Origin of the sequence: Hydrogenophaga intermedia (assembly GCF_000723405.1) — a bacterium.
Classification (GTDB): domain Bacteria; phylum Pseudomonadota; class Gammaproteobacteria; order Burkholderiales; family Burkholderiaceae_C; genus Hydrogenophaga; species Hydrogenophaga intermedia.
This window is the reverse complement of record NZ_CCAE010000104.1, coordinates 1-6,169: the sequence shown is the minus strand read 5'-3', so window position 1 is coordinate 6,169 and position 6,169 is coordinate 1. Positions and strand designations below refer to the sequence as shown.

General features: G+C 61.1%; 5 protein-coding genes and 2 pseudogenes. 5 read left to right on the top strand and 2 right to left on the bottom strand.

The features are described 5' to 3' along the window. Nucleotides 1-618 (top strand): signal peptidase II (locus tag BN948_RS25235; RefSeq protein ID WP_238327270.1); only part of this gene is annotated, 618 nt, incomplete at its 5' end. Between the two features lie 427 nt (nt 619-1,045). Here BN948_RS25235 and BN948_RS25230 read toward each other — a convergent pair. Further along, nucleotides 1,046-1,729 (bottom strand): annotated as a pseudogene (locus BN948_RS25230) (arsenic resistance protein); the annotation flags it as partial. Between the two features lie 108 nt (nt 1,730-1,837). On the opposite strand from BN948_RS25230, the pseudogene BN948_RS25225 reads away from it, so the two are divergent. From BN948_RS25225 to BN948_RS25210, 4 genes and pseudogenes are all read left to right on the top strand, one after another. Further along, nucleotides 1,838-2,095 (top strand): annotated as a pseudogene (locus BN948_RS25225) (IS21 family transposase); the annotation flags it as partial. A 522-nt stretch (nt 2,096-2,617) separates the two neighbouring features. Next, complete coding sequence (locus BN948_RS25220) at nt 2,618-3,058, top strand: LexA family protein (RefSeq protein ID WP_035624818.1); 441 nt, start codon at nt 2,618-2,620, stop codon at nt 3,056-3,058. 28 nt (nt 3,059-3,086) lie between these two features. Beyond that, on the top strand, nt 3,087-4,397 hold the full coding sequence (locus tag BN948_RS25215; RefSeq protein WP_035624815.1) for a Y-family DNA polymerase: 1,311 nt from the start codon (nt 3,087-3,089) through the stop codon (nt 4,395-4,397). A 149-nt stretch (nt 4,398-4,546) separates the two neighbouring features. Further along, the gene (locus tag BN948_RS25210; RefSeq protein ID WP_156037863.1) at nt 4,547-5,089 is read left to right on the top strand and encodes a hypothetical protein; all 543 of its coding nucleotides are present in this window, start codon (nt 4,547-4,549) and stop codon (nt 5,087-5,089) included. 168 nt (nt 5,090-5,257) lie between these two features. Here BN948_RS25210 and BN948_RS25205 read toward each other — a convergent pair whose 3' ends face one another. Continuing rightward, nucleotides 5,258-5,761, bottom strand: a complete 504-nt coding sequence (locus BN948_RS25205) for a YkgJ family cysteine cluster protein (RefSeq protein ID WP_035624809.1) — start codon at nt 5,759-5,761, stop codon at nt 5,258-5,260. Nucleotides 5,762-6,169 lie beyond the last annotated feature (408 nt).

The following is a 6,169-nucleotide window of genomic DNA, read 5'->3' as shown; positions in this document are numbered from 1 at the left end:
GGTGAACCCGTCGAGCTTGCTCACCACCACCCGCTGAGGGTACTTGGGCTGGACCATCTCGCCCTTGCGCAGCCACATCCGTCACAAGGAACCAAGGAGTGGTCCATGAAATATGTACCGAATCAGGCGAGGCCGAATCATGCCTGGCTGCTGGGGCTGGCGCTGCTGCTGCTACTTGACCAAGGGACCAAGCTTGCCATCGCGAGTTGGCTTGAGGTCGGCGAGGTTGTTGCGGTCGTGCCTGGGCTGAATCTGGTGAACATCCAAAGCAGCGCGAGCTTCTTCGGACTTGTCTCCGGAAAGCCTGAGTGGCAGCGCTGGTCGCTGGGACTTGGGGGTCTGGTTGCGTTCGCGGCGATGGCGTTCGTTTGCCTGAGGTCGATACCTCATCGACTCGACCTCTATGCGCTCACCGTTGCTGCAAGCGGTGTCCTGGGAAACACCATCGACCGCCTCAGCCGAGGCGTCATCGTGAATTACGTGGACCTCCACTGGGGAAGGCTTCATTGGCCCGCATTCAATCTGGCCGACGTGTTCCTTCTCGGAACGCTTCTGGTCTGGTGGTGGTTGCCCGTGAAGGAGTCGTCTGAACTTCCTCCACACCTCGAGAGGTCATAAATTTGGATGCCCGGCCTTCAGATGCAGGCGGCTCGCCTCGAGTACGCCCACTCTGTCATGGCTCCAAAGGCCCTGGGCGAGGCTTTGCGCAACGCGCGGGCGCGTAGCAGAAGGTGGCGCATAAGATGCTTTGAAGGCATTCTCACGTTGTATCAATGATTCTGAGTATTCTCACAGTCGTTGATACAACGTGATATCTCCGGACCGGGGGTGCGCTCGCGGGATGCGCAGATGGAGACACCTCGGCGAGTGCGAAGCTGTGGCATCGAGCGGTTCTATCGAGAATTGACAGAAATTGACAGAAATTGACAGGAGTATGTAACTCGGCGCCTGTTGCGATTTGTGAGCTCGGTTGAGGAAAGCAGCTATGCAAAAGCGTACCTCGAGTGTTGCGCCACAAACTACTCGCCTCCGATGTCCAGCTGGACTATCCGTGCCTCGTGGGGCCGACTACTTGAGGGCGCTCGTACCAAGACTTGGAGCGGTTCACGACCGCCACGACGGCCAGCATCAGGGGCACCTCGATGAGCACGCCCACCACGGTCGCCAGGGCAGCGCCGGACTGGAACCCGAACAAGCTGATGGCTGTTGCCACCGCCAGCTCGAAGAAGTTGCTCGCACCGATGAGCGCCGACGGACCGGCCACGCAGTGCTGCACCCCAAGCTTGCGGCTCAGGCCGTAGGCGAGCCCTGCGTTGAGGACCACCTGAATCAGGATGGGCACCGCCAGCAGCGCAATCACCAGGGGCTGAGCCAGGATGGCCTCGCCCTGGAAGGCAAAGAGCAACACTAGTGTCAGCAGCAGCGCGCCGATGGACGCCGGCCCCAGGCGTGAGGCTACGGCGTCAAAGTGCGCCTGGCCGCGCTTGAGCAAGGCCTTGCGCCATACCTGGGCCACGATGACCGGCACCACGATGTACAGGCCCACGGAGGTCAACAGGGTGTCCCAAGGCACGGTGATGGAAGACAGCCCGAGCAGCAAGGCCACGATGGGCGCGAAGGCGACCACCATGATGGCGTCGTTCAAGGCGACCTGAGACAAGGTGAAGTACGGGTCGCCCTTGCAGAGCTGGCTCCAGACGAACACCATGGCCGTGCAGGGAGCGGCCGCGTGTTGTCTTTCACTGAAAACTGACCCAGTTAGAGCAGCAATTTCCATTGAAAGCTGACCCACGTAGGAACCCTATCCTGCTGCTTTTAGCAGCAGGAGATTTCAGGAGTGATAGACGTGGCGACACTGAGTGTCATAAGACGCTGGGCATTGCGCGAGCAGATGTCCATTCGCGAGATCTCCAGGCGCACAAGCCTGGCTCGCAACACCGTTAAGAAGTACCTGCGGGCGGGCGATGAAGAGCCCCGCTACGCCAAGCGTGCGAGCTCCAGCAAGCTCGATCCTTACGCTGAAAAACTCTCCACCTGGTTGTCGATCGAGGCAACAAAGTCGCGCAAACAGCGGCGCACTTTGCTGCAGCTCCACACACCCCAGGTCTGAAAAGGAGAAAACGAAGCACTTATCCACAACGTGAGCTGCTTTGCTCACACAACGGGTGGGTCAGTATTCGATGGAAATCTCGGGTCAGAGATCAGTGGAATTCAACAACTGCCGTTGTGCGACAACCAACCCGAGTGATGTGCTAGAATAAATGTGAGCGCTCACTTTACATAAGACAGATAGTAACTACTGAAAGTTTAAAATCGATATACATCATGCATCAACCAGAGCAGCGATGCAACATGGCCGTCGAGCCATCGAGACGAAGTGCGCCTCCAAACTTCAATCGGTTGAAGACAGGCGCTCGCGACAACTACAGCCCCATTGACTTGTCGCCCATTTCCTTCTGGGACGCCGCCACACACTGAGCATCGTAGACCTGCCAGCCGTCGACAGTGACGGCGGGCCGCGGGCCTCCACACGAGTTGGCGCGCTGGCGATCGATGCACGTCCCAGAAGTACATCACCGATTTCTCACCGATCAGGGGGCGGCTGTATACTGGATGCATGAACAGTATCATGGTCCGCGCCGAACCCGTGCCCCTGACGGCCGCCGGCATGATGCTGCCCATGCCTGAAAGCCCGGTTCGGGCCGGCTTTCCCTCCCCTGCCGAAGACTTCGCCGTCACCCGGCTGGATCTCACGCAGATCCTCGTGACCCACCCACAGGCGACGTATCTGCTGCGGGTCGCCGGCTGCTCGATGCAGGACGCCGGCATTGACGACGGCGATACCCTGGTGGTGGACCGCGCCATCAAGCCCCTGCATGGCCACGTGGTGGTGGCTGTGGTCGATGGTGAGTTCACGGTGAAGTACCTTCACCAGCGCGCCGGCCGGCTGCGGCTCAAAGCGGCCAATCCCACCTTCCCGGACATCGTGCCGAAAGACGGCCAGACCATCGAGGTTTGGGGCGTCGTCAGCTCGTGCATCAAACGCTTCGTCGTTTGAGCCAAGCCCCCATGCGAGCGATGCGGCCATGTACGCCCTGGTCGACGGCAATAACTTCTATGTCTCGTGCGAACGGGTGTTCAGGCCCAGCCTGAACGGCCGGCCTGTCGTCGTCCTCTCCAACAACGACGGATGCGCCATAGCGCGATCCAACGAAGCCAAGGACCTGGGCATTGCGATGGCCGCTCCCTGGTTCAAGATCAAGCACTTGGAGCAAGAGGCGGGACTGGTGGCCCTGTCGGCCAATTTCACGCTCTATGGCGACATGAGCGACCGCATGATGAGCCTGGCTGCTGGCCTCGGGCCCACCCAAGAGATTTATTCCATTGACGAGAGCTTCGTGGGTCTGCACGGGGTGCGCGGCGACCTGGTGCTCAGAGCGCACAAGGTGCGCGCGCGGGTGCTCCGGTGGACCGGCATTCCCTGCTGTGTTGGCATCGGCGCCACGAAGACCCTGGCCAAGCTCGCCAACCACATCGCGAAGACCGCCGAGCGCAAGCCAGGTAGCTACCCGGCCGAGCTAGCCCAGGTGTGCAACCTGGCCAGCCTGCCGGCGGCGGACCTCGACAGCGTGCTGAGGGCCACAGAAGTCGGGGAGGTCTGGGGTGTCGGGCCCAGGATCAGCAAGCAACTCAAAGAGCTCGGGGTGCATACCGTGCTCGACCTCACCCAGGCCGACCCGGCCACCATCCGCCGGCGCTGGGGGGTGACGCTGGAGCGAACGGTGCGCGAGCTGCAGGGCCAGGCCTGCATCGACCTCGATGAGGCCCCAGGGCCGAAAAAGCAGATTGCTTGTACCCGCTCATTCGGCCAACCGATGCACGAGCTGGCGCCGCTGCTGGAGGCCGTGAGCGAGTTCGCGGGCCGAGCTGCTGAAAAGCTCAGGGCTCAGAACAGCCTGGCCACCGAACTGCTGGTGTTCATGCACACCTCGCCCTACCGACCAGGCCCGCAGCTCTCGCGCAGCGTGGTGGTGCCCCTGCGCCGGCCTACCTGCGACACGCTGGCGCTGGCACAGGCGGCGGCCGACGGCATGCGCTTCATGTACGTGCCTGGCTATCGCTTCATCAAGGCCGGGGTGATCCTCACCGAGCTGCAGCCCGCCAGCATCCAACAGGGCGAGCTAGACCTGACGATGCCCGATGAACCCGCGCCGGGCCGCGACCGCTCCCGCCTCATGGGCGCCGTCGATGCCATCAATAGCCGTTTCGGCAAGGGCACGGTTCACGTGGCGGCAACGGGCAAGGAAGGCCCGGGTCGGGTGTGGGGCATGAAACAGGAGCGCCGGACGCCGCAGTACACAACGCGCCTGGCCGACGTGCCCATCGCGCGAGCCTGATCAGGCCAAAGGCAAAAAACTGCCCGAGGCTTTTTCAAGCGCTCGGGCGAGCGGGCCCATGGGGCCCTCTAGGGAGGAGCCGGCACGATGCCATGATGTGCGGCACTCTGCAATCGGGGCTCACCCCTTCCGCTGAGGACTGCCACACCATGAAGCCGACGCCACCTGATCCTCGCAGCCCACGGGAACCCTGGGAGGAACAATATCAACTGCTCCAGAACAACCCCCTGCCCTGGCTCCTCAAAGCAGATCAACTCATCGAAGCGTTTGAAGCCCTCATCGCAGACGATGAACGCAGAGCTAGCGAGGGAAGGTCTCGGCGGATTGACTCGGTCACCTACCTGCTGGCAGGTTTCGCAATGGAAGCACTTTTAAAAGGGCTGCTCATCGCCGCAAAAAAACACCTCGATGCGAGAGGCAGGTTCCGTATCGCTACTCACAACCTGCGCAAGCTCGCGACCGATGCCGGCTACGACCTCGACAGAAGCGAGTTGACCTTGCTGGAGCGCATAGAGCAATTCACAACTTGGACGGCTCGGTACCCTATCCCTCTATCAGTGGATGATCTGCGGCCACGTCAGACAGCCGATGGGGGGTTCGCACCACGCACCTATCGCTACCAAGGCGAAGACCGCGATCCGATTCGCGGCCTGATCCGACGATTCAAAGAGGATCTGGTGGATAGGCTATGACGCTCACGGACAGCCTTATTCCATGTCCCGCTAGAGGTGCTGCAGCGCCTTTTAGCGCTGCTCGGGCTTCATGTCCCCTGCTTTGTTTGCCATGAAGAACTGTTCGATCTTCGGCACCGCCTGCTCAGCAGAAGCTTCGGACGCTGGCGTACACCGCGCTCTTGGCAACTACAGGCGAAACCAGTCACGAATGTCCGCGAAGGTTTCCATCTGGGTGACCAAGGCGAAGCGACCCTGCATGTCGATCGCGTTTCCATACGGCACCGGTACAGACATCCCCTGCTGCAATTCGCAAAGCACCGCGCTGTCATCCATGTTAACAAGCGTCCGGCAGGCTAGCGGCCGGTGTTCGTAGATGCTGCACCGGCCACCTTCGAGGAACACGCATGGGTCGTCGTACCCATAGTCGTGCTCATCAGCGCCATCGGCCAGGGACCGCGGCCGCAACGGGCGTTGCAGCCTTCGGCCTGTTTTTGCTGCAATCAACTTTGCCTCCACCTCTGGCACGGAGACGGCGATGTGGCAGCAGTGCGCGCACCCGTGGCGGCACGCCGAAAATGGGGTGACTGCGGCCGACCACCTACTCGCGACATGACGGATCATCATCACCTTCGACGTTCTGCTGGATCCAGCCGCTAGCGCCGAGTCGAGAAGACCTTGGGTCTCCTGCACTACTTTCCTGACGTGTGGCTGCGCTCTCTCTACGTTTCTGCTGGCGCACGCTTCCGCAACGGGTAGGTGGTCCAGGAGCCGCACAGACAGATCAGCTGGAGCTTGGGCGACTAGAAATCCAGATGCGATCGAAACATCAGAACCCATAGGGCACCTCGCTCCAAGCTTTCAGCACACGATAGTCGTGCTCCGGCAGAACTAGCAGCCCGGACTCTGCATCGGCCAAGACACGCCGACCCGACCTATCGTGCACGCGATTGCCGTGCAACATGTAGAAGAACCAAGCGAATGGCACCTTCACACGACGATCGAGTGTCTGCAGCCTTCCGAAGGTGAGCGTCCAGTCAACCCATCTTGACCGGCCGCAAGCGGCTCATTTGGACTGCTACTTTGCACCGATGTAGGCCA